17 protein-coding genes are annotated in these 20,808 nt (G+C 66.4%); 2 read left to right on the top strand and 15 right to left on the bottom strand.

Annotated elements, in window-relative coordinates:
• The first annotated feature begins 36 nt into the window (after nucleotides 1-36).
• Nucleotides 37-813 (top strand): class I SAM-dependent methyltransferase, encoded by a 777-nt coding sequence (locus tag IHE49_RS13835; RefSeq protein WP_192158852.1) that lies wholly within the window; start codon nucleotides 37-39, stop codon nucleotides 811-813.
• Between the two features lie 69 nt (nucleotides 814-882).
• Here the strand turns inward: IHE49_RS13835 and secA are convergent, their stop codons facing one another.
• Nucleotides 883-3,597: a preprotein translocase subunit SecA gene (secA, locus tag IHE49_RS13830; RefSeq protein WP_192158850.1), complete on the bottom strand. Its 2,715-nt coding sequence runs from the start codon at nucleotides 3,595-3,597 to the stop codon at nucleotides 883-885.
• A gap of 180 nt (nucleotides 3,598-3,777) precedes the next feature.
• On the opposite strand from secA, the gene IHE49_RS13825 reads away from it, so the two are divergent.
• Nucleotides 3,778-4,221, top strand: a complete 444-nt coding sequence (locus IHE49_RS13825) for a DUF721 domain-containing protein (RefSeq protein WP_192158842.1) — start codon at nucleotides 3,778-3,780, stop codon at nucleotides 4,219-4,221.
• A 203-nt stretch (nucleotides 4,222-4,424) separates the two neighbouring features.
• Here IHE49_RS13825 and lpxC read toward each other — a convergent pair whose 3' ends face one another.
• The 14 genes from lpxC to rsmH all read right to left on the bottom strand — a co-directional run bounded on the left by lpxC (nucleotide 4,425) and on the right by rsmH (nucleotide 20,808).
• Nucleotides 4,425-5,339, bottom strand: coding sequence for a UDP-3-O-acyl-N-acetylglucosamine deacetylase (gene lpxC, locus IHE49_RS13820; RefSeq protein WP_192158840.1), 915 nt, complete (start codon nucleotides 5,337-5,339; stop codon nucleotides 4,425-4,427).
• A gap of 439 nt (nucleotides 5,340-5,778) precedes the next feature.
• Entirely contained in the window at nucleotides 5,779-6,960 is a 1,182-nt protein-coding gene (gene ftsZ / locus IHE49_RS13815) for a cell division protein FtsZ (protein WP_192158838.1), read from the bottom strand.
• Nucleotides 6,961-7,106: 146 nt separating this feature from the next.
• Nucleotides 7,107-8,342: a cell division protein FtsA gene (gene ftsA, locus IHE49_RS13810; protein WP_192158995.1), complete on the bottom strand. Its 1,236-nt coding sequence runs from the start codon at nucleotides 8,340-8,342 to the stop codon at nucleotides 7,107-7,109.
• Nucleotides 8,343-8,355: 13 nt separating this feature from the next.
• Nucleotides 8,356-9,099, bottom strand: coding sequence for a cell division protein FtsQ/DivIB (locus IHE49_RS13805; protein ID WP_192158836.1), 744 nt, complete (start codon nucleotides 9,097-9,099; stop codon nucleotides 8,356-8,358).
• Complete coding sequence (locus IHE49_RS13800; protein WP_192158834.1) at nucleotides 9,096-10,058, bottom strand: D-alanine--D-alanine ligase; 963 nt, start codon at nucleotides 10,056-10,058, stop codon at nucleotides 9,096-9,098. The genes IHE49_RS13805 and IHE49_RS13800 overlap by 4 nt, the downstream gene beginning before the upstream one ends.
• Nucleotides 10,058-11,503, bottom strand: coding sequence for a UDP-N-acetylmuramate--L-alanine ligase (gene murC, locus IHE49_RS13795; RefSeq protein ID WP_192158832.1), 1,446 nt, complete (start codon nucleotides 11,501-11,503; stop codon nucleotides 10,058-10,060). Before murC ends, IHE49_RS13800 begins: the two co-directional genes overlap by 1 nt.
• Complete coding sequence (gene murG, locus IHE49_RS13790) at nucleotides 11,500-12,576, bottom strand: undecaprenyldiphospho-muramoylpentapeptide beta-N-acetylglucosaminyltransferase (protein WP_192158831.1); 1,077 nt, start codon at nucleotides 12,574-12,576, stop codon at nucleotides 11,500-11,502. Before murG ends, murC begins: the two co-directional genes overlap by 4 nt.
• Nucleotides 12,573-13,811, bottom strand: coding sequence for a putative lipid II flippase FtsW (ftsW, locus tag IHE49_RS13785; RefSeq protein ID WP_192158829.1), 1,239 nt, complete (start codon nucleotides 13,809-13,811; stop codon nucleotides 12,573-12,575). The genes murG and ftsW overlap by 4 nt, the downstream gene beginning before the upstream one ends.
• Nucleotide 13,812: 1 nt before the next feature.
• A complete protein-coding gene (gene mraY, locus IHE49_RS13780; RefSeq protein ID WP_192158827.1) occupies nucleotides 13,813-14,913 on the bottom strand; it encodes a phospho-N-acetylmuramoyl-pentapeptide-transferase in 1,101 nt (366 codons plus the stop codon).
• Nucleotides 14,903-16,270, bottom strand: a complete 1,368-nt coding sequence (gene murF / locus IHE49_RS13775; protein WP_192158825.1) for a UDP-N-acetylmuramoyl-tripeptide--D-alanyl-D-alanine ligase — start codon at nucleotides 16,268-16,270, stop codon at nucleotides 14,903-14,905. The genes mraY and murF overlap by 11 nt, the downstream gene beginning before the upstream one ends.
• Complete coding sequence (locus IHE49_RS13770; protein WP_192158823.1) at nucleotides 16,267-17,742, bottom strand: UDP-N-acetylmuramoyl-L-alanyl-D-glutamate--2,6-diaminopimelate ligase; 1,476 nt, start codon at nucleotides 17,740-17,742, stop codon at nucleotides 16,267-16,269. The genes murF and IHE49_RS13770 overlap by 4 nt, the downstream gene beginning before the upstream one ends.
• Nucleotides 17,739-19,604 (bottom strand): penicillin-binding protein 2, encoded by a 1,866-nt coding sequence (locus IHE49_RS13765; protein WP_192158993.1) that lies wholly within the window; start codon nucleotides 19,602-19,604, stop codon nucleotides 17,739-17,741. Before IHE49_RS13765 ends, IHE49_RS13770 begins: the two co-directional genes overlap by 4 nt.
• A complete protein-coding gene (ftsL, locus tag IHE49_RS13760) occupies nucleotides 19,604-19,867 on the bottom strand; it encodes a cell division protein FtsL (RefSeq protein ID WP_192158992.1) in 264 nt (87 codons plus the stop codon). The genes IHE49_RS13765 and ftsL overlap by 1 nt, the downstream gene beginning before the upstream one ends.
• Nucleotides 19,868-19,872: 5 nt before the next feature.
• Entirely contained in the window at nucleotides 19,873-20,808 is a 936-nt protein-coding gene (gene rsmH, locus IHE49_RS13755; protein WP_192158821.1) for a 16S rRNA (cytosine(1402)-N(4))-methyltransferase RsmH, read from the bottom strand.

The following is a 20,808-nucleotide window of genomic DNA, read 5'->3' as shown; positions in this document are numbered from 1 at the left end:
GCTAGCTTGACGACTCCCTCCTCAGGAGTCGTCGCAATGGAACACCAAGGCACCGTAGCCCGGCAGTTCGGATCGCAGGCGCAGGCTTATCTGGCCAGCTCCGTGCATGCACAGGGCCGCGACCTTGGCCAGCTCGCCGAGCTCGCCGCACGCGTGGCCGCCAACGGCGCGGCGCTCGATCTCGGTTGCGGCGCGGGCCATGCCAGCTTCGCGATGGCGCCGTACGCCGCGGAGGTTGTGGCTTACGACCTTTCGCACGGCATGCTTGATGTGGTGACCCAAGCAGCCGCTGCACGGGGCCTGGCATCCGTGCGCGTACAGCACGGCCCTGCCGAACGGTTGCCGTTCGCCGACGGCAGCTTCGACCTCGTAGCCAGTCGCTACAGCGCCCATCACTGGAACGATCCCGCGGCTGCACTGCGCGAAGCCGCGCGCGTGCTCGCACCCAGCGGTACCTTGTGCCTGATCGACGTGGTGGGTCCACAAGGCCCACATGCGACTTTGCTGGACAGTCACTTGCAGACGCTGGAACTGTTGCGCGACACCTCGCATGTGCGCGACTACAGTCGCGCCGAATGGCGCGCCATGCTCGCCGACGCCGGCTTCGCATTGCAGGACGAACACGACTGGCGGCTGGACATCGGCTTCTCCAGTTGGCTGGCGCGCATGCGCACCCCGCCTGTGCTGGAGGCAGCGATCCGGCAATTGCTCGCCCATGCACCCGACGAGGTGCTTGCCCATTACCAGGTCGATCCGGCGACGCTGGACTTCAAGCTCGAATCGGCGATGTTCGTGGCGGCACGGACGAACTGACCTCTACCGTAGATCAGCAATGAAAAACGGCCGGGTCGCCCCGGCCGTTTTCTTCATGTCCGCCTTCGGTCAGTTCAACTGGCCATGGCAATGCTTGTATTTCTTGCCCGATCCGCAGGGACAGGGATCGTTGCGGCCCACGCGCGGCCCGTCGGGCTGCTGCGGTTGCATGGCACCGGCCGGATCGGCACCCAGCGCCAACATATCGGGGGCACCACCGCCGCTGGCCATCATCTGGCGCTGCAGGCGCTCGGCGAGGCGCTGCTGTTCGGCCTCCATCGCGGCGACTTCCTCTTCGCTGCGGATGCGGATGCGTGCCAGCATCTGCACCACTTCGCCCTTGATGCGATCGAGCATTTCCGAGAACAGGCCAAACGATTCGCGCTTGAAGGCCTGCTTGGGGTCCTGCTGCGCATAGCCCACCAGATAGATGCCCTGGCGCAGGTAGTCCATGTTTGCCAGATGCTCCTTCCAGGCGTTGTCCACCACGGTGAGCATGATGTGCTTTTCCAGAGCGCGCATGGTTTCGGCGCCGATCTGCGCCTCCTTGGCCTGGAACAGCTGGTCCACGCCTTCGCGCACGTGTTCGAGGATCATCCCCGCATCGACTTCCTTCTGCTGCTCCAGCCAGTGCGGCAGATCCAGCGAGAGGCCGAACTTGCCTTCCAGCTCGCGGTCGAGAGCGGGGACATCCCACTGCTCGTCGATGCTGTCCGGTGGCACATGGCCGCGCACGATGCTCTCGACCACGTCGTGGCGGACATCGGCCACAGTGGCGGAAACATCTTCGCCTTCCAGCAGTTCGTCGCGCTGGCGGTAGATCACCTTGCGCTGGTCGTTGGCGACGTCGTCGAATTCGAGCAGGTGCTTGCGGATGTCGAAGTTGTGCTGCTCGACTTTGCGCTGCGCCTTCTCGATCTGGCGGCTGATCATGCGGTCTTCCAGCGCGTCGTTTTCCTTCATGCCGAAGCGCTTCATCCAGCGGATCAGGCCCTCGCCGCCAAAGATGCGCAGCAGGTTGTCTTCCAGCGACAGGAAGAAGCGCGAGGAGCCCGGGTCGCCCTGGCGGCCGGAACGGCCACGCAGCTGGTTGTCGATGCGGCGCGACTCGTGGCGTTCGGTGCCGATGATGTGCAGGCCGCCGGCGGCGAGCACCTGCTCGTGCAGCTTCTTCCAGTCGGCCTTGACGCGGGCGCGTTCGATCTCGGAGGCCTCTGCCGGCAACGCCGCCAGCGCAGCCTCCAGGCTGCCGCCGAGCACGATGTCGGTGCCGCGGCCAGCCATGTTGGTGGCGATGGTGACTGCGCCCGGTGCGCCGGCCTGCGCCACGATGTGCGCCTCGCGCTCGTGCTGTTTGGCGTTGAGCACCTCATGCGGGATTTTCTGCGCACGCAACTGGCCGGACAGCAGCTCGGACACCTCGATCGAGGTGGTGCCCACCAGCACGGGCTGGCCGCGCTTGTGGCAGTCCTTGATGTCCTCGATCACCGAGTTGTACTTGGCCTGCTGGCCGAGGAAGACCAGGTCCGCGTTGTCCTTGCGGATCATCGGCTTGTGGGTGGGGATCACCACCACTTCCAGGCCGTAGATGCTCTGGAACTCGAACGCCTCGGTGTCGGCTGTGCCGGTCATGCCGGCCAGCTTCTTGTACATGCGGAACAGGTTCTGGAAGGTCACCGTGGCCAGCGTCTGGTTCTCGCGCTGGATCGGCACACCTTCCTTCGCCTCCACTGCCTGGTGCAGGCCATCCGACCAGCGGCGGCCCGGCAAGGTGCGGCCGGTGAATTCGTCGACGATGATCACCTCGCCGTCGCGCACGATGTAGTCCACGTCGCGCTGGTAGATCGCGTTGGCGCGCAGCGCAGCGTTGAGGTGGTGCACTACGGCAAGGTTCTTGGAGTCGTACAGGCCGCTGTCTTCGCTGATGACGCCGGCTTCGCGCAGCAGCTCGTCGGCGTGCTGCATGCCGTCCTCGGAAAGGTGCACCTGCTTCTGCTTTTCGTCGACCCAGAAGTCGCCCTCGCCCTCCTCTTCCTTCTGGCGGACCATGCGCGGCACGATCTTGTTCACCGCGATGTAGAGCTGCGGCGAATCCTCGGCCGGCCCGGAAATGATCAGCGGTGTACGCGCCTCGTCGATCAGGATCGAGTCCACTTCGTCGACGATGGCGTAGTTGAGGCCGCGCTGGTAGCGCTGCTCCTTGCTGAGCGCCATGTTGTCGCGCAGGTAGTCGAAGCCGAATTCGTTGTTGGTGCCGTAGGTAATGTCGGCGGCGTAGGCCTTGTGCTTGTCCGCGTGATCCATACCGGGCCACACCACGTCGGTGGTAAGGCCGAGGAAGCTGTACAGCTTGCCCATCTGCGCCGAGTCGCGGCGGGCGAGGTAGTCGTTCACGGTGACCACGTGCACGCCCTTGCCTGCCAGCGCATTGAGGTACACCGGCAGCGTGCCCACCAGGGTCTTGCCCTCGCCGGTACGCATCTCGGCGATCTTGCCCTGGTGCAGCACCATGCCACCGATCATCTGCACGTCGTAGTGACGCATGCCCAGCACGCGCTTGGCACCTTCGCGCACCACCGCGAAAGCCTCCGGCAACAGCTTGTCCAACGATTCCCCGTCGGCGACGCGCTGCTTGAACTCCGCGGTCTTGCCGCGCAGTGCTTCATCGCTCAACTTCTCGAATTCGGGTTCCAGCGCATTGATGCGCACCACGATGCGCGACAGCTGGCGCAGCACGCGGTCGTTGCGGCTGCCAAAAATGCTGGTGAGGACGCGATTAAACATCGATCTTCCGAATGGCGTGGACAAAAGGTTGCGCCTTGGCGCAAACCAAACGGGCATGGTACTACACGGGCCCGGGTGGCATGCGCGGTGGCCGTCCCGGCATGGCGGCGGCGGCGTACGGATTCAAGAGCATGGGACGGGTATCATCAGCGCATCGTTCCCTCCTGGAGCCACCGGCCCATGTCCCGCGCCGCCCCATCCCGTGGTCCGCAAGCTCTCGAAGCCTGCGGATCCTTCGCAAGCCTTGCCAACAAGGCCGCTGCGCTGGACGCGATGGACCGTGCGCTGCGCCAGACCCTGCCGTTGCCACTGCGCGAAGAGGTGCGCTTTGCCAACCTGCGCGGCGGGCGCCTGTTGTTCCTCGCCAGTTCGCCTGCCTGGGCCACACGGCTGCGCCTGCTGCAGGCGCAGATTCTCGCCGCGGCACGAAGCCTGGATATCCGCGCCGAAACCATCGGCATCAAGGTGAGCCCGCTGCCGCACATCGAGCCCGAGCCCGAACGCATGCGTACACTGTCGCCATCGGCAGCCGGTCACCTGCGCGCCGCGGCCGCGGCTACGGCCGATCCCGAATGGAAGGAGTTGTTCGGCAAGCTGGCAAGGCTGGCCAAGCCTGGCGAATGATTTTTCGACCATCCCTGAGCGCATGGAGCAAATGGGAGGCCATGCATGGCATATAGCCTTGCGATCGTCCTGATCGCGAGGATCAAACGGGCGGCCATCCATGGCCGTACTCTTCAACAAGTGCTTCCCAGACAAAAAAAGCCGCCGCATTGTGGGATGCGGCGGCTTTGCTTCTTGTCCGTTGACTGTTGCGATGCGCGCTATCAGATCGCCTGCGCGGGATGCGCGTAGGAGATCGGCGAAGTGGCCGGATCGTCCTGGTAGCTGGCCTCTTCCCAGGCCGAGGCATCGGCCATCAAGGTGCGCAGCAGCTTGTTGTTGAGCTCGTGGCCGGACTTGTGCGCACTGTAGGCACCGATCAGGCTATGGCCGAGCAGGTAGAGATCGCCGATGGCATCGAGGATCTTGTGCTTGACGAACTCGTCCTCGTAGCGGAGGCCGTCCTCGTTGAGCACCCGGTAGTCGTCCAGCACCACGGCGTTGTCCATCGAGCCGCCCAGCGCAAGGTTGTGTTCGCGCAGCATCTCGATGTCGCGCATGAAGCCGAAGGTGCGCGCGCGGCTCACTTCCTTCACGAACGAGGTGGTGGAGAAGTCGATCTCGGCGCGCGAGGTGCGCTTGCTGATGATCGGATGGTTGAATTCGATCGAGAAGCCGACCTTGAATCCGTCGAACGGCTCGAAGCTGGCCCACTTGTCGCCTTCCTGCACCTTCACCGGCTTCTTGATGCGGATGAAGCGCTTGGCGACGTTCTGCTCCTCGATGCCTGCGGACTGCAGGAGGAACACGAAGGGACCCGCGCTGCCGTCCATGATGGGAACTTCGGGAGCCGACAAATCCACGTAGGCATTGTCGATGCCGAGGCCCGCCATTGCCGAGAGCAGATGCTCGACCGTGGCAACACGCACGTCGCCGTTGACCAGCGTGGTGGAGAGCCGGGTGTCGCCCACATTGTCGTGGCGTGCGCGAATATCCACCGGCGGATTGAGATCCGTGCGGCGGAACACGATGCCGGTGTTGGGTGCGGCAGGGCGCAAGGTCATGTACACCTTGTCGCCGGTGTGCAAGCCCACGCCGGTGGCGCGGATGATGTTCTTGAGCGTGCGCTGCTTGATCATTGTCGTTGGTACCTGCCAAAGAGCAGCCAATTCGGTGGCGGATGCTAACACAGTTTTAACCAGCTGCAATAGCAAACCGTACCGTACAGTCTGGTCGAGTCATCGCGCATCCCCATCCCGAGGCGCGCTTCACGAAACATGTCCAGCCACACCATGGGCATGGATGCGACACGCCACCCCGGTCCGGGACGGGAATTCCGGCACCGGGGCAACGGATCGACCAATCCGGGCTTTCGCCCGGGGCAGCGGATCATGCGCATCCCTGTCGCACTGTCTGGCAGGGTCCAGCCCCAAACGCATCACTTTGCCATTCGCTTACAGCCATGGCGCCATGTCAAGCCTGGACCCACCTTTCACGTTTCAGCTCTGACCAATTCGGCAGGCGTTCGTTCAACTCCTTATTAACAAGCCATTGGCGCCCGATACAGGCGCCTGTGCTTCAGTCGGCCTGACGACGCAGGAAAGCCGGAATGTCCAGGTAGTCCAGCCCGTTGTCCTGGCCCTTGGCCGGCGCTTCGCTGCGCGGATTGGCGCTGAACACCGGTTCCGGCTGGGCATAATCGACCACTTCGTTGCCGGTGCCGGTACGCAACACCACCGGGCGCGGGCGCTGGCGCATCTCGACCTGCCGGGCCTCCACCGCACGCACGCTCTGGCGCGCCGGGGCGCGGTTGAGGCCGGTGGCGACCACGGTCACGCGCACTTCGTCCTTCAGCTCCGGATCGAGCGAGGTGCCGATCACCACGGTGGCATCTTCGCTGGCGAAGTCGTTGATGACGCGGCCGATCTCGTCGAACTCGCGCATGGTGAGGTTGGGACCGGCGGTGACGTTGACCAGGATGCCGCAGGCGCCGTTGAGGTTGACGTCTTCCAGCAGCGGGTTCTTGATCGCCTGCTCCGCCGCGGCCTGGGCGCGGTCATCGCCACTGGCGACGCCGGTGCCCATCATGGCGAGGCCCATTTCGCTCATCACGGTGCGCACGTCGGCGAAGTCGACGTTGATCAGGCCCGGCGCAGTGATGAGGTCGGCGATGCCCTGCACCGCACCCTGCAGCACGTTGTTGGCGGCCTTGAACGCGTTGACGAGGGTGACTTCGCGGCCCAGCACACTGATCAGCTTCTCGTTCGGCACGGTGATCAGCGAGTCGACATGCTGCGAGAGGTCTTCGATGCCCTTCTGGGCGACCTGCATGCGGCGGCGTCCTTCAAACGGGAACGGCTTGGTGACCACGGCCACGGTGAGGATGCCCTTCTCCTTGGCCAGCTGCGCCACCACCGGCGCAGCGCCAGTGCCGGTGCCGCCACCCATGCCGGCGGTGATGAACACCATGTCGGCGCCTTCCAGCATCGCCTCGATGCGCTCGCGATCCTCCAGCGCGGCCTGACGGCCGACCTCGGGATTGGCACCCGCGCCCAGGCCCTTGGTGACATTGGAACCCAGCTGCAGGTGGGTGCGCGAGTTGCAACTGCTCATCGCCTGCGCGTCGGTGTTGGCGACGATGAACTCCACGCCTTCGATGTTGGCGTTGATCATGTGCGCCACGGCATTGCCGCCACCGCCGCCGACGCCGATGACCTTGATGACTGCATTTGGTGCGAGTTTCTCGATCAGTTCAAACATTTCCCGTCCTCCAGAGTTGTTGTCGTTGTAACCATGGATGCAACTCCTGTTGCTCCATGGTGGTGGGCGGCTGACCTGCCGCCCGCGGCCGCGCTTCCTGCGTTGCCAAAACCTCGCCCTTCCAGCGGATGCCTACCGGCGCCGCGCTAGAAGTTCTTCTTGAACCAACTGCTCCACTTGCCGAGCACGCCGCCGACCTGGCCGAGCGAGCTGCCGCCGCCGCGCACCGGCGCGTTGTGGCGCGAGGCGTGCAGCAGCAAGCCGGCGCCAGTGGAATACAGCGGACTGGCGATGACTTCGCCGAGGCCGCTGATTTCCTGCGGCACGCCGAGGCGCACCATCTTGTGGAAGATCTCCTCGGCCAGTTCCAGCGCACCTTCCATCTGCGCGGCGCCGCCCGTGAGCACGACGCCGGCCGCCACCAGGCTGTCGTAGCCAGAGCTGCGCAGCTTGTCCTGCACCATCTCGAAGATTTCCTCGTAGCGCGCCTGCACGCTCTGCGCCAGCGCCTGCCGCGCCAGACGGCGCGGCGGGCGGTCGCCCACGCTGGGCACCTGGATGGTTTCGTCGGCATGCGCCAGCCCGGTCAGCGCGCAGGCGTACTTGATCTTGATCTCCTCCGCGTGCGCGGTCGGCGTCTGCACCGCATAGGTGATGTCGCCGGTGATCTGGTCGCCACCGATCGGCAGCGAGGCGGTGTAGCGGATCGAACCCTGCGTGTAGATCGCGATGTCGGTGGTGCCGGCACCGATGTCGACCAGGCACACGCCGAGCTCGCGCTCGTCGGGCGTGAGCACCGCCCGCGCACTGGCCAGTGCGGATGGCACCAGTTCGTCCACCGACAGGCCGCAACGCTGGATGGATTTGGTGATGTTCTGCACCGCCGCCGCCGCGCCGGTGACCAGGTGCACGTTCGCCTCCAGCCGCACGCCGCTCATGCCGACCGGCGAACGGATGCCGTCCTGGCCGTCGATGCGGTATTCCTGCGACTCCTTGTAGAGCACCTTGCGGTCGGCCGGGATCGCCACCGCGCTGGCGGCCTCCAGCACCTGGTCGAGGTCGTCCGCGGTCACCTCGCGCTCGCGGATCGCCGCGTTGCCGTGCGAGTTGCGGGTTTCCAGGTGGCTACCGGAGATCGAGGCGGTGACGGCGCGGATGTCGCAACCAGCCATCAGCTCCGCCTGTTGCACGGCCTGCTGGATCGAGTGCACGGTGGACTCGATGTCCACCACCATGCCCTTGCGCAGACCGCGCGAGACATGGGTGCCCATGCCGATCACGGTGATTTCCTCACCCGGTTCGTATTCGCCCACGATGGCGGTCACCTTCGAGGTGCCGATATCGAGGCCCACCACCAGTTGCTTGTCGTTGCGAGTCTTCATGGGCATGGCGTTCTCAGGAGCGTCGCGTGGTGGCGGGCTTGGCGACGGCGGGTGCCTGTTCCGGCCAGCGCACGGCGAAACCGTTGGTGTAGCGAAGGTCGGCGTAGACGAAACCGTCGGTGTGGCCAGCCATCATTTGCGGGTAGACATCCAGGAAGCGGCGCAGGCGGTCGCCGGCAAGGTCGCGGTCGCCGATCACGATGCGTGCGCCGCTGGTCGTGGTTACGCTCCAGCTGCCGCGCGCGGTCAGCGCCACGCCGTTGATCGAGAGATGCGTCCCGGCGAAGGCCTTGCCCACGTCGGCGTAGAAGCTCACCACTTCGGCAAGCCGTTCGTCCGGTCCTTGCAGATCCGGCAGCGTGGCGGCGTCGGCGGCATCGATCGGCGCGTCGAACACCTTGCCCTGCCGGCTGATGAGCTGCTTTTCGTTCCAGCGCGCAAACGGCTGGCGCTCGATCACGCGCAGCTGCAGAGTGTCCGGCCAGCGCTTGCGCGCTTCCACCGACTCCACCCAGGGCAGCGCCGCCACGGCCTGCTGCACGCCGTCGAGGTTCAGCGCGAAGAAGCCCTTGCCGAGACGCGGCAGCACCGCGGCGCGGATCTGCTCCATGCCTACGTGCTTGAACTCGCCCTGCACGGTGAGTTGCGTCACCGGCCAGCGGTTGACCGCGAACCAGCCGTTCAGCACGCCCACGACAGGCAGCGCCAGCAAGGCAGCGACCAGGCACCAGACGACGGGGCGAACGCCTCCCCTCATGTGCCCTCCCGGAAGCTGGTTTCGAGCACGCGCCAGCACAGCGCCTCGTAGTCGATGCCCGCGGTGCGCGCGGCCTTGGGTACCAGCGAGTGCGAGGTCATGCCCGGGGCGGTATTCACTTCCAGCAGCCAGTTGCGCCCTTGGCGGTCACGCATCACGTCCACGCGCCCCCAGCCGGCGCAGCCCAGCGCATCGAACGCGGCCAGCGCCAGCGCGCGCAGCTCGTTCTCGGCATCGCCCTGCAGGCCGGGGCACAGGTACTGCGTGTCCTCGGCGACGTACTTCGCGTTGTAGTCGTAGAACGCGCCCTTCGGCACGATGTGGATCGAAGGCAGCACTTCGCGACCGAGGATGCCGACGGTGAGCTCGTCGCCCTCGATGAGCGTCTCCATCAGCAGGTCGCCGGGATACTTCGCCGCCAGTTCGACGGCGCTGTCCAGCTGCGTCTCCTCGAACACGCGGGTGACGCCCACACTGGAACCCTCGCAGGCCGGCTTCACGATCAGCGGGAAGCCGATCTCGCGGGCCGCCACATGCACTGCCGCGGCATCGCCGCCCCGCGGCAACGCCACGAACTTCGGCGTGGGCAGGCCCAGCGACTGCCACACGCGTTTGGAGCGCGTCTTGTCCATCGAGAGTGCCGAGCCGAGCACGCCCGAACCGGTGTACGGCACATTGAGCGATTCCAGCGCGCCCTGCAGCACGCCGTCCTCGCCGCCGCCATGCTGGCCGTGCAGGATGTTGAACACGCGCGCGAAATGGCCGGCGCGCAGTGCGTCCAGCAAGGCCGGAATGCCGTCGATCGAATGCGCATCGACGCCGCGCGCCCTCAGCGCCGCCAACACGTTGCGGCCGGAGTCCAGCGACACCTCGCGCTCGGCCGAACTGCCGCCCATCACCACCGCGACGCGGCCGAACTCGGCGGGATTGGAGATACGGGTTTCGGACTTCGTTGCCATCACGCGGCGCCCTTGGTCTTGAGTTGGCCCAGCTGCGCCAGTTCCACCGCCGCGGCACCGATGTCGCCGGCGCCGAGCAGCAGCAGCAGGTCGCCGTCGCGCAGCAGCGCCGGCAGGGTTTCCTTCAGTTCGCGCGGGTGCTCGACCAGCACCGGATCGACCTTGCCGCGCGCGCGCACCGCACGTGCCAGCGCGCGGCCATCGGCACCGGCGATGGGCGCTTCGCCGGCCGGATAGACCTCGGTCAGCACCAGCACATCGACCTCGGCCAGCACGTTGGCGAAGTCGTCCAGCAGGTCACGCGTGCGGCTGTAGCGGTGCGGCTGGAAACCGACCACGAGACGGCGCTCCGGCCAGCCGCCGCGTGCCGCGGCGAATACCGCGGCAAGTTCGCTGGGATGGTGGCCATAGTCGTCCACCAGCAATGCGGAACCCTTGTCTAATGCCAACTCACCACGGCGATGGAAACGCCGGCCGACGCCCTGGAAGTTCGCCAGCGCGCGGGCAATCGCCTCTGCTTCCACCCCGAGTTGCCAGCCGATGCTGGCGGCCGCCAATGCGTTAAGCACGTTGTGCCGGCCCGGCAGGTTCAGCGTCACCGGCACTGCGGCCGCGTTGCCGGGCAGATGCAGGTCGAAGTGCATCTGAAAGCCCTGCTGGCGCACGTTGGAAGCGCGCACGTCGGCATCTGCGCTGGCGACACCATAGGTCATCACGCGGCGCGTGGTGGTCTTCGCCAGTTCGGCCACTTCGGCGTCGTCCACGCACAGCACGGCCAGGCCGTAGAACGGCAGGCGATGCAGAAAATCGGCAAAGGCCTTCTTCACCTCGGCGAAGTCGCCGTGGTAGTTCTCGAGATGGTCGGCGTCGATGTTGGTGATCGCAGCGATCACCGGCGACAGCAGCAGGAAGGAGCCGTCCGACTCGTCGGCTTCTGCCACAAGGTACTGCCCAGTGCCCAGGCGGGCATTCGCACCCGCGGCATTGAGCTGGCCGCCGATCACGAAGGTCGGGTCATAGTTGGCCTCGGCCAGCACGCTGGCAACCAGGCTGGTCGTCGTCGTCTTGCCGTGCGTACCGGCGATGGCCACGCCGCGACGGAAACGCATCAGCTCGCCCAACATTTCCGCACGGGGAATCACCGGTATGCGCGCGGCGCGCGCGGCGAGCAGCTCGGGGTTGTCCTCGCGGATCGCGCTGGAGGTCACTACCACATCGGCGTCGCCCACGTTCGCGGCATCGTGGCCCACGTGCACCACGAGACCCAGTTGCGCAAGACGCTGCGCGGTCGGCGAGTTCGACTTGTCCGAACCCGACACCGCATAGCCAAGGTTGTGCAGCACTTCGGCGATGCCGCTCATGCCGACGCCGCCGATGCCGATGAAGTGCACGCGGCGGAAGGTGGTCATCAAATCCTCATGCGCGAGCAGGCGGCGCGGCGTCATGCGGCCACCTCCACGCAGGCGCGGGCGATGGTGGCCGCCGCGTCGGGCTTGGCGAGCGTGCGCGCGGCATCGGCCATGGCCAGCAATTGCGCGCGGTCGGCGAGCAGCGTGTCCAGACGCTGTGCGAGTCGTTCGATGTTCAAATCGCGTTCCTGGATCAGTTCCGCTGCACCAGCAGCGAGCAGCGCTTCGGCATTGCGGGTCTGGTGGTCGTCCACCGCGTGCGGGAACGGCACCAGCACGGCGCCCAAGCCGGCTGCGGTGAGTTCGGCGAGGGTGAGCGCACCGGCACGGCAAACCGCGAGATCGGCCCATGCGTAAGTGCCCGCCATGTCTTCGATGAAAGGCACCACCTGCGCGTCGATGCCCGCCTTGGCGTAGGCCTCGCGCGCTTCGTCGATGCCGCGGTTGCCGCATTGATGCAACACCTCGGGGCGTCGCTCCGGCGGCATCAGCGCCAGCGCTTGCGGCAGCGCAAGGTTCAGCGCACGCGCACCAAGGCTGCCGCCCAGCACCAGCAGGCGACCACGGCCCGTTCGCTCCGCGAAGCGCTGTGCCGGCGGCATCAACGCGGCGATCGCGCTGCGCACCGGATTGCCCACCCATTCCGCATCCGGCAACGCGTCGGCAAAGCCAGCCAGCACGCGCTGAGCGCGCGTGGCGAGCTTGCGATTGGTGAAACCGGCTACGCGATTCTGCTCGTGCACCAGCAAGGGACGGTGCAGCAGATGTGCAGCCAAGCCGCCCGGACCGGCCACGTAGCCGCCCATGGACAACACACTGCGCGGCTTCAGTTTGCGCAGCACGGCCAGGGCGGACAGCAACGCGCGCGCCAGCATCAATGGCGCCGCCAGGCGCGTCTTCCAGCCCTTGCCGCGCAGGCCGCCCACGCGGATCTCGTGCAGTTCGATGCCGTGCGCCGGCACCACTTTCGTTTCCATGCCGCCGGCCGCGCCCAGCCACGCCACCGGCACGCCCTGCGCGCGCAGGGCTTCGGCCACCGCAAGGCCGGGAAAAATGTGGCCGCCGGTGCCGCCGGCCATGATCAGCACGGGGCGCGTGTTGGCGCTCATGCCGCCACCGCCTCGTGCTGGCGCACCGCGTCATTCGCATCCGCAGCCGCCACTGCTTCCGGCATGCGCTTGGCCATTTGCCGCGCGTCGAGCGCGCGATTGATTTCCCAGGTCGCGCGCAGCAACACGCCGGCCATCGCGCAGGTCAACGCCATCGACGAGCCGCCGTAGCTGATCAGCGGCAGGGTGAGGCCCTTGGTCGGCAATGCGCCGAGGTTCACGCCCACCGACACAATGGCCTGCATCGCCAGCATCAGCGAGACGCCGAAGGCCACGTAGCCGGCGAAGCGCTGGCCTACCTCGACGCCCTTCAAGCCCATCGCCAGGCCACGCCCCACCGCCAGCGCGAACAGGCCCATCACCAGCACGATGCCGATCAAGCCAAGCTCCTCGCCGATCACTGCGAAGATGAAGTCGGTGTGGGCTTCCGGCAGGTAGGAAAGTTTGAGCACGCTGGAGCCCAGTCCGACGCCCGTCCATTCGCCGCGGCCGATCGCCATCAGCGACTGGGTGAGCTGGAAGCCGTCGGTGAACGGGTGCTCCCATGGGTTCATGAACGACGTGAGGCGCTTCATGCGGTAGCTCTCGCCGGTGGCCGCCATGTAAAGCAGCGGCATCAGCGGCAGACCCATGCCGCACAGATAGACCGGTCGCGCGCCACCCAGCCACACCATGCCGATGGTGACCGTGATCACCAGCATGGCCGAACCGAAATCGGGCTGCAGCAGCAGCAGCACCACGAGGATGCCAGCCACCATGAGCGGCTTGATCAGGCCGAGGAACTCCGTCTCGATGCTGTCGCGCCGGCGCACCAGGTAGCTGGCCATGTACACCACCAGGATCAGCTTTACCGCTTCCACTGGCTGGAAGCTGGTCACGGCCAGGTTCAACCAGCGCCGCGCCCCGTTGAGGCGCATGCCGAAGTGCGGCACGAACACCGCCAGCAGCAGCGCGAACGCCAGCGCCAGCAGCGGAAAAGCGTTTTTCTCCAGCAACTTGAGTTCGGTGCGCATCGCCACACCGGCCGCCAGCACGCCCAGCGAGAGGAACAACACGTCCTTCTTCAGGTAGTAGAAGGCTCCCTGATGGTTGCTGTCCGCCACCGCGATGGAACTGGACGTCACCATCACCAGGCCGACGCTGGCCAGTCCGATCAGCGCGACCAGCAGCCACGGATCGAAGCTGCCGCGCGGGCCCTGCCGCTTGACCGCCTGCGATGTGCCGAAACCGAACATCTCAACGCACCTTCAACGTGGCGAGGCCGATCAGCACCAGCACGACGCTGATGATCCAGAAGCGCACGATCACCCGCGGTTCGGGCCAGCCCTTCAACTCGAAGTGATGGTGGATGGGCGCCATGCGGAACACGCGTTTTCCTGTGGTCTTGAAGCTGGCCACCTGGATCATTACCGAGGCGGTTTCCAGCACGAATACGCCGCCCATCACCAGCAGCACGATCTCTTGCCGCACGATCACCGCGATGCAGCCCAGCGCGGCACCGATGGCCAGCGCGCCCACATCGCCCATGAACACCTGCGCGGGATAGGTGTTGAACCACAGGAAACCCAGACCCGCTCCAGCCAGCGCGCCGCAGTAGATCGCGAGTTCGCCCGCGCCGGGGATCGAGGGAATGCCGAGGTATTCGGAGAACACCTTGTTGCCGGCGAGGTAGGCGAATACGCCCAGCGCGCCGGACACCAGCACGGTAGGCATGATGGCGAGACCGTCGAGGCCATCGGTGAGATTCACCGCGTTGGAAAAGCCCACCACGATGAAATAGGCCACCACCACGAAGAGCACGCCCAGCGGAATCGCCACGTGCTTGAACAGCGGCACGTACAGCGCCGTTTCCGCCACCGGCACGCCGCCCATCGCCTGCGGTGCGGTGTAATACAGGAACAGCGCCGCGCCAAGGCCGAATACCGACTGCCAGAAATACTTCCAGCGCGATGCCAGGCCGCGGCTGTCCTTGAGCACCAGCTTGCGGTAATCGTCGTAGAAGCCGATCACGCCGAAGCTCAGCATTACCGCCAGCACCACCCACACGTAGCGGTTGTGCAGGTCGGCCCACAGCAGCGTGGCCACGGTGACCGCGAGCAGGATCATCACGCCGCCCATGGTCGGTGTGCCGGCCTTGGACAGGTGCGACTGCGGGCCGTCGCTGCGCACCACCTGGCCCGCCTTCAATGCGGCGAGCTTACGGATCAGTGCCGGCCCCAGCAGCAGCGACACCGCCAGCGCGGTGAGCGCGGCCATGATGGTGCGGAAGGTGATGTACTGGAACAGGTGCAGCGTGGTGAAGTGCCGCGCCATCCAGTCCGCAAGTTCAAGCAGCATCGGATGCGCCCTCCTTCTTGACCACGCCTTCGAGCGCCTTCACGACTTGTTCCATGCCCGCCGAATGCGAACCCTTGACCAGGCAGGTCACGCCACCGTGCAGGCCACTCTGCAACGCGGCGATCAGACTCACCTTGTCCGCGAAGTGCTCACCGCCGTCACCGAATGCCTCGACCGCTGCCGCGCCCAGCACGCCGACCGCGAACAGGCGTTCGATGCCATGCTCGCGCGCCTTTGCACCCACCCCTGCATGCAACGCGCGCGCGTCGGCGCCGAGTTCGGCCATGTCGCCCAGCACCAGCCAGCGCTCGCCCTGTGCCAATGCCAGCGTCTCGATGGCCGCGGCCATCGAACTGGGATTGGCGTTGTAGCTGTCGTCGATCAACGTGCCACCACCGGTCAACACGATGCGGCGCAGACGTCCCGTGACTGCGCGAGCCTGCTGCAAGCCGGCGACGATGGTGTCGAGCGGCACGTCCAGCGCCAGCGCAATGGATGCCGCAGCCAGCGCGTTGGCCACGTTGTGGCGGCCGGGCAGCGCGAAGTCGACCGCTGCCTTGCCCTGTGGCGTGACGAGCACGAAACGCGAGCCATCCGCGTGCAGCTCCAGGCTCTCCGCACTCAGGTCGGCCTTGTGCTCCAGGCCGAAGCGCAACACACGCCGCGACCCGACCAGACCGGAAAAAAAGCCGGCGAATGCATCGTCCGCGTTGATGATGGCCACGCCGTCCGCGGGCAATGCCTGGTATAGCGCGCCCTTGGTCTCGGCCACGCCTTCCACGCTGCCCATGCGCTCAAGATGCGCCGGCGCAATGATGTTGACGAGGCCGATTTCGGGCCGCGCGATGGCGGCCAAATAGGCGATGTCGCCGGGCTTGCCCGCCCCCATCTCCAGCACTGCGTATTCGGCGTCCTCGGGCATCGACAGCAAGGTCAGCGGCAGGCCGATCTCGTTGTTGAAACTGCCGGTATTGACATGGGTGCGGCCGTGCAACGACAAGATGGCCGCCGTCAGCATCTTCACCGTGGTCTTGCCGTTGGAGCCGGTGATGCCGATCACCCGTGCATGGCGCTGCGCACGCACCGCGCTGGCGAGGTCGCCCAGCGCCGTCTCCACGTCGTCCACCAGCACCTGCGGCAACGGGCTGTCCACCTTGCGCGCCACCAGCGCACCGGCCGCGCCAGCGGCTTGCGCCTGCGCGAGATAGTCATGGCCGTCCACATGCTCGCCCTTGAACGCGACAAACAGGTCACCGGGCTTGATCTTGCGCGTGTCGATCGCGACACCGCCCACGGCGGCGTCGTCACCGAGCAGACGACCGTGCGTCCACATCGCAATGGCGCCGAGTTGCATCATGCGCGGCGCTCCAGGGCCGCACGCGCGACCAGCATGTCATCAAACGGGCGCTTGCCAGCCGCGCCCTCCTGGTAGGTTTCGTGACCCTTGCCGGCGATCACCACCACGTCGTTGACCATGGCCATTTCCAGCGCCTGGCCGATGGCGGCGGCGCGGTCGCGCTGCACGCTGTATTCGCGCGCCGCGCCCATGCCGGCCACGATCTGCGCCACGATGGCGTCGCCGTTCTCGCCACGCGGGTTGTCGTCGGTAACGAGGGAAACGTCAGCCAGGCGCGCCGCGATGGCGCCCATCAGCGGCCGCTTGCCCGCATCGCGCTCACCGCCGCAGCCGAATACGCAGATCAACCGCCCGCGGCAATGCGCGCGCACGGCATTCAGCACCTGCTCCAGCGCGTCAGGCGTGTGCGCGTAATCGACCACCACCAGCGGCAGACCATCGTGCCCACCCAGCCGGCTCATGCGGCCGTTGACCGGCTGCAATTTCTCCAGTGCGGCCACGATGCGCTCGAACGGCTCACCCAACGCACCGAGGCAAGCCGCCACGGTGAGCAGGTTGGCCACATTGAACAGGCCGAGCAGGTGGCTCCTGAGCGTATGCGCGCCCCATGGCGTGCGCAGTACGAAGGACAGGCCTTCGGCGGAGCTGACCACGTTGCCCGCTGTTACGTCCCCCGCCGCATCGCCCTTCGCACTGACGCGCAATGCGCGCACTTCGGCAGGCAACTGGTCCAGCAACTGGGCGCCGAACGCATCGTCGCTATTGATGACGGCCGCGCGCAGACCGGGCCACGCGAACAGCTTGGCCTTGGCCGTGCCATAGGCCTCCATGCTGCCGTGGTAATCCAGATGGTCGCGGGTGAGGTTGGTGAATGCGGCGACCTCGAAATCCACCGCGCCGACACGGCCCTGCTCCAGCGCATGCGAGGACACCTCCATCGCCACGTGAGTAGCGCCGGCGTCGCGAAATTCGGCGAGCAGGCCATGCACGCTGATCGCATCCGGCGTGGTGCGCTCGCCATCGCGCAGCCACCCGTGGAGACCCGCTCCCAGTGTGCCAATCGTGGCGGCGCGACGGCCAAGGAACTCCAGTGCCTGCGCCAGCAATTGCACGGTCGAGGTCTTGCCGTTGGTGCCGGTGACGCCGACCACCCGCAGCTCCTCGGAGGGACGGCCGTAAAAGCGCGAGGCGATTTCGCCGACCTGCTCATGCAAGCTATCGATCCACAACACCGGCACGTCCAGCGAGGCGATTTCGACGGCCGGCGCTTCGGCCAGCACCACGGCTGCGCCGCGCTGCGCTGCGCTCGCGGCAAACTGGATGCCGTGGCCCTGCGTACCACGCAAGGCAAAGAACGCGTCGCCGCGGCCAACCTTGCGCGAATCCAGCGCGAGTCCGCTTACCGCGATGCGCGCAGCAGTCGCGGGAACGTCGGCGATGCCCAGCAGCAATTGATCGAGGCGGCCGGTCATGGCGCGTCTCCTTCCGACGGCGCTTCGTCGACCGGCGCCTCGTGCACTGGCGCGTCGTTAGCCGAAGGTTGCGGTGGCGGCGTCTGGCTGCCGACCAGGCCGCCATTGCCCTGCAGCGGGCCACCCACATACCAGCGTCCGATGTTGTCTGGCGGAATGTCGAGCAGGCGCACGGCCCCACCCATTACCGCGGAAAACACCGGCGCCGACACGGTGCCACCGAAGTAGCCACCCCTGGTGGTGCCGTTGACCACCACCACGGCCACCAGTTGCGGATCGCTGGCAGGCACGATGCCGGCGAACAAGGAGTTGTAGGTATCTTTGGAGTAACCACCGGCGATCGCCTGGTGCGAAGTGCCGGTCTTGCCGGCCACGCTGTAGTTCGCGATGCGCGCATTCGCGCCGGTGCTGTTGGGTCCGGTTACCGTCTCCAGCATGCTCACCAGCTCGTGCGCCACCTGCGGCGAGATGATCTGCTTGCCCGGGCTGTCGTCGCCCTTGATGAACGTGGGCGTGTGCATCACGCCACCGTCGGCGATCGTCGCGTAGCCAGTGGCCAACTGCAGCGGCGTGACGTTGAGGCCGTAGCCGTAGGCCATGATGGCCTTTTCCAGCGGTCGCCAGTCACGGCCGACGCGCAGCAGACCCGATGATTCGCCCGGAAAGCCGCTGCCTGTGCTGCTGCCGAAGCCGAAGGCGCGATAGGTGTTGTACATCAGCGACGTGTCTAGCGTCATCGCGATCTTCGCCGCGCCCACGTTGCTGGAACGCGTCAGTACGCCGGTAGGCGTGAGCGTTCCGTTCGGGTCGTCGTCGTGGATATCGTGGCCGTAGAAAAACCAATGGCCGTTGCCGGTCTCGATGGCCGGGCTGGTCGGCGTGTATTTGCCGCTGGACAGCGCCGCCGCCAGGGTGAACGCCTTCATCGTGGAGCCGGGCTCCACCACGTCGGTCGCCGCGCGGTTGCGTCGCTGCACCGGCTTGCTGCCGGCCAGTGCGTTCGGGTTGTAGGTCGGGAGGCTGGCCATCGCCAGGATCTCGCCGGTGTGCACGTCCATCACCACCATCGAGCCGGAAGCCGCGCTGTATTTTTCCAGCGTGTTCTTTAGCTCGTTGTAGGCAAGGAACTGGATGCCGCGGTCGATGCTGAGCGTGAGGTTTTGCCCCGGTTTGGGTGCGCGCACCTGCTCTAACTCCGCCACTTCGTGACCCTTGCCGTCGCGGATCACGCGTTTGGCACCGGGCTTGCCGGCGAGCCAGTCGTCGTAGGCCAGTTCAAGGCCTTCCTGGCCGTGGTCGTCGATATTGGTGACGCCGATGACGTGTGCGGTGACCTCGCCCGACGGATAGAAGCGCTTGAACTCGCGCTGGCTGTTGACGCCCGGGATGTCGAGGTCGAGCACGGCCTGCGCCGCCTCCGGCGGCATCTGCCGGCGCAGGTAGACGAACTCGCGATCGGAGCGCTGCTCGAGGTATTGCTCGATCTGCTGCGGATCGCCGCCCAACGCCTTCGCCAGCGCGGGGATGCGATCCGCGTTCGCCAGCAGTTCGGCCGGATTGGCCCAGATCGAGGTGACCGGCGTGGACACTGCCAGCGGCTCGCCATTGCGGTCGAAGATGGTGCCGCGCGACACCGCAATCGGCATCTCGCGCAGGAAGCGCGCATCGCCCTGCTTCTGGTAGAACTGCTTGCGCACAACTTGCAGGTCGAACGCGCGCGCCACCAGACCCAGCGAAATCAGGCCAAGCACAGCCACCACCAGCACCATGCGCTTGCGCGCACTGGAGCCGGCGCCGCGGCGCCGGCTACGCGACGACTTGGCGCGCTGCGGTTGCGGACGGATGCGGTCTCGCCACTTCATCATCGGCGCAGCAACCGGATGTCTTGCGGTCGCGGATCGACCATGCCCAATTGCTGCCGCGCCTCCTCGTCGATGCGACGCGGCTCGGCGAACGTGGCCTGCTCCAGCTCGAGCCGGCCATATTCGATGTTCATGTCGTCGCGCTGGTTCTGCAGCGCGGTCAGCTTCACGAACAGCACGCGGCTTTCGTGGCGCGCCCACACCACGCTGATGGCGCTGCCGATCACGGCAGCCAGCAGCGCAAGCATGAAAATGCCCTGGATCGCCTTCATGCCCCCTCCGCCAACGGCAGCTTCTCGGCGACCCGCAGCACGGCTGAACGTGCGCGCGGATTCGCCGTCAACTCGGCATCGGAAGGAAACTGCGCCTTGCCCACCGCCACCAACTCGGCTGGCGCGGCAACCACCGGCGGCCCACGCCGGCTGCCCACCACTCGCCCGCCATGGTCGCGGATGAATTGCTTGACGATGCGGTCTTCCAGCGAGTGGAAGCTGATGACCGCGAGCCGGCCGCCGGGCTTCAGCCGCGACAACGCGGCATCCAGCCCGCGCCGCACGGCATCCAGCTCTCCGTTCACGCGGATGCGCAGCGCCTGGAAACTGCGCGTGGCCGGATGCTTGCCCGGTTCGCGTCGACCCACCACACGCTCGATCAACGCGGCAAGTTCGCCGGTACGCGTGACGGGATTTTCAGCGCGGCGCTCGACGATGGCATGGGCGATCTTGCGGCTGAAACGCTCCTCGCCGAACTGCCACAGCACATCGGCGATTTCGCGCTCGGTGGCATGCGCGAGGAAATCCGCGGCGCTCTCGCCCCGGCTGGTATCCATACGCATGTCCAGCGGAGCATCGGCCATGAAGCTGAAACCGCGTGCGGCTTCGTCCAGCTGCGGCGAGGACACGCCGAGATCGAGCAGCACGCCGTCCAACCCTTCGGCTGTTTCGTCCCATTCGGCCATGCCCGAGAAGTTGTCGTGGCGGATCGCCACGCGCGGCTCGGCAGCGAATGACTTCCGCGCTTCGGCGACGGCCTGCGGGTCGCGATCCATCAGCAGCAGGCGACCATCGGGGCCCAGGCGCGACAGCACGGCGCGGGCGTGACCGCCGCGTCCAAACGTGCCATCCAGATAACGCCCGCCTGCCTGCACGGCAAGGCCCTCCACCGCTTCTTCCAGCATTACCGGGATGTGCCGCAATTCGGCCAT

This window comes from Rhodanobacter sp. 7MK24 (genome assembly GCF_014842995.1).
GTDB lineage: Bacteria > Pseudomonadota > Gammaproteobacteria > Xanthomonadales > Rhodanobacteraceae > Rhodanobacter_A.
Note: the sequence above shows the minus strand (reverse complement) of the source record. Positions and strands in the feature narration are given on the sequence as shown.

Excerpts from the sequence above, each read along its gene's own strand:
- IHE49_RS13835 (WP_192158852.1), top strand. The coding sequence starts at position 37 with ATGGAACACCAAGGCACCGTAGCCCGGCAGTTCGGATCGCAGGCGCAG.
- secA (WP_192158850.1), bottom strand. The coding sequence starts at position 3,597 with ATGTTTAATCGCGTCCTCACCAGCATTTTTGGCAGCCGCAACGACCGC.
- IHE49_RS13825 (WP_192158842.1), top strand. The coding sequence starts at position 3,778 with ATGTCCCGCGCCGCCCCATCCCGTGGTCCGCAAGCTCTCGAAGCCTGC.
- lpxC (WP_192158840.1), bottom strand. The coding sequence starts at position 5,339 with ATGATCAAGCAGCGCACGCTCAAGAACATCATCCGCGCCACCGGCGTG.
- ftsZ (WP_192158838.1), bottom strand. The coding sequence starts at position 6,960 with ATGTTTGAACTGATCGAGAAACTCGCACCAAATGCAGTCATCAAGGTC.
- ftsA (WP_192158995.1), bottom strand. The coding sequence starts at position 8,342 with ATGAAGACTCGCAACGACAAGCAACTGGTGGTGGGCCTCGATATCGGC.
- IHE49_RS13805 (WP_192158836.1), bottom strand. The coding sequence starts at position 9,099 with ATGAGGGGAGGCGTTCGCCCCGTCGTCTGGTGCCTGGTCGCTGCCTTG.
- IHE49_RS13800 (WP_192158834.1), bottom strand. The coding sequence starts at position 10,058 with ATGGCAACGAAGTCCGAAACCCGTATCTCCAATCCCGCCGAGTTCGGC.
- murC (WP_192158832.1), bottom strand. The coding sequence starts at position 11,503 with ATGACGCCGCGCCGCCTGCTCGCGCATGAGGATTTGATGACCACCTTC.
- murG (WP_192158831.1), bottom strand. The coding sequence starts at position 12,576 with ATGAGCGCCAACACGCGCCCCGTGCTGATCATGGCCGGCGGCACCGGC.
- ftsW (WP_192158829.1), bottom strand. The coding sequence starts at position 13,811 with ATGTTCGGTTTCGGCACATCGCAGGCGGTCAAGCGGCAGGGCCCGCGC.
- mraY (WP_192158827.1), bottom strand. The coding sequence starts at position 14,913 with ATGCTGCTTGAACTTGCGGACTGGATGGCGCGGCACTTCACCACGCTG.
- murF (WP_192158825.1), bottom strand. The coding sequence starts at position 16,270 with ATGATGCAACTCGGCGCCATTGCGATGTGGACGCACGGTCGTCTGCTC.
- IHE49_RS13770 (WP_192158823.1), bottom strand. The coding sequence starts at position 17,742 with ATGACCGGCCGCCTCGATCAATTGCTGCTGGGCATCGCCGACGTTCCC.
- IHE49_RS13765 (WP_192158993.1), bottom strand. The coding sequence starts at position 19,604 with ATGAAGTGGCGAGACCGCATCCGTCCGCAACCGCAGCGCGCCAAGTCG.
- rsmH (WP_192158821.1), bottom strand. The coding sequence starts at position 20,808 with ATGGCCGAATTGCGGCACATCCCGGTAATGCTGGAAGAAGCGGTGGAG.